A 1,456-nucleotide genomic window follows, 5' to 3' on the forward strand; every position below is an offset into this window, starting at 1 on the left:
GCAGACGTCGGTCGTGCCCATGCCTCGCCACCAGCATCAGCCCGGCCGGCAGCTTCGTGCCCGGCATCGGCAGCGAGATTGCACAGAGATCGAACTGGTTGGCGACCTGCGTGTTGCGCAGGAGCAAGCCTTCCGTCCTGTCGCGTAGCGCTTCGTCGCCAGCCATCGCCGCGATCGACGGCGCGACCATCGGCACGGTCGGCAGAGCAAGCGCGTCGACCGCTTGCAGCCGTTCCGCCATGACCGCGACCAGTTCCGCCCGGCGGCGGATTGTCCTGATATAGGCGGAAGCGGGAACCGTCAGCGCGCGCGACAAAGGCCCGCTGACATGTGGGTCGACGGGCACCGAGGCCCCGGTCACCAGCCAGTCGGCATGCACTTCCGCACCCTCCATCGACGCGATCGAGGCGTGCATGGTCGCCGCGCGCATCCCCCCAATGAGGTCATCGATCGATAGATCGGCGACGCGTGCGCCTGCCCGCTCCATCTGCCTGGTGCAGGCCTCAAAGGCCGCGGCGACCTCCGCTAGCGTGTCGTCGAACAGCCGGCCGCGCGGAACGCCGATGCGCAGACCGGCGAGCGGGATCGGCTGGAGGGGAACTGGCTCCTCCCCCGCCATGATCGCGTCGGCAACCGCGCAATCAGCGACGCTGCGGGCGAGCGGACCGATCGAATCCAGTGTGGCCGACAAGGGAAAGGCGCCGTCCAAAGGCACGCGCCGGGCCGTCGGCTTGAAGCCGACCACGCCGTTGAGCGAGGCCGGGATGCGTACCGAGCCGCCCGTGTCCGAACCGATCGAGATCTGGCTGCTGCCTTCTCCCACCGCAACGCCGGCGCCGGAGGAAGAACCGCCCGGGATCAGGCTGGCATCCGCCGCATTGCCCGGCGTGCCGTAGTGCAGGTTGTCGCCGATCGCGGTGAAGGCGAATTCGGTCATGTTGGTCTTGCCGAGGATGACCGCGCCCGCCTGGCGCAGCCGGCGCACGATCGCCGCGTCCTGCGCGGCGGGCTGAGCACCGACGAACATCGCCGAGCCTGCCCGGGTCGGCTCGCCGGCGACATCGAACAGATCCTTGATCGACACGACCACGCCATCGAGCGGCCCGAGGCAGACGCCGGCTCTTTGCCGCGCGTCGGCTGCATCCGCTGCGGCGAGCGCCGCCTGCGCATAGAGCTTGAGGTAGACCTTTTCGTCAGCCGCGCGATTGGCAAGACGTGACAGGATGATTTCGAGACGGTCGCGCACGGATTGCATGTCGATGTCGGACTCCGCAAGGATGCAACGTCTTTAAGGCAGCCGATTTGGCTAGCGGATGGATAACCCGGCAAGGGTGCCTTTGCACCTGCCAGCGATGGAAAGAGACTGATGCTGTACAAAGGCAGTTGCCACTGCGGCAAGGTGGCTTTCGAGGTCGCAGGCGAGCTCGGCGGCGCGGTGCGCTGCAACTGCTCGATC

The 1,456-nt window shown here is 67.6% G+C and carries 1 protein-coding gene and 1 pseudogene; one reads left to right on the top strand and one right to left on the bottom strand.

The window, feature by feature from the left end:
• Positions 1-1,255 (bottom strand): amidase (locus EOA32_RS37125; protein WP_128374303.1); only part of this gene is annotated, 1,255 nt, incomplete at its 3' end.
• A gap of 111 nt (positions 1,256-1,366) precedes the next feature.
• On the opposite strand from EOA32_RS37125, the pseudogene EOA32_RS39435 reads away from it, so the two are divergent.
• A pseudogene (locus EOA32_RS39435) lies at positions 1,367-1,456 on the top strand (GFA family protein); the annotation flags it as partial.

The organism is Mesorhizobium sp. M1A.F.Ca.ET.072.01.1.1, assembly GCF_004023325.1.
GTDB lineage: Bacteria > Pseudomonadota > Alphaproteobacteria > Rhizobiales > Rhizobiaceae > Mesorhizobium.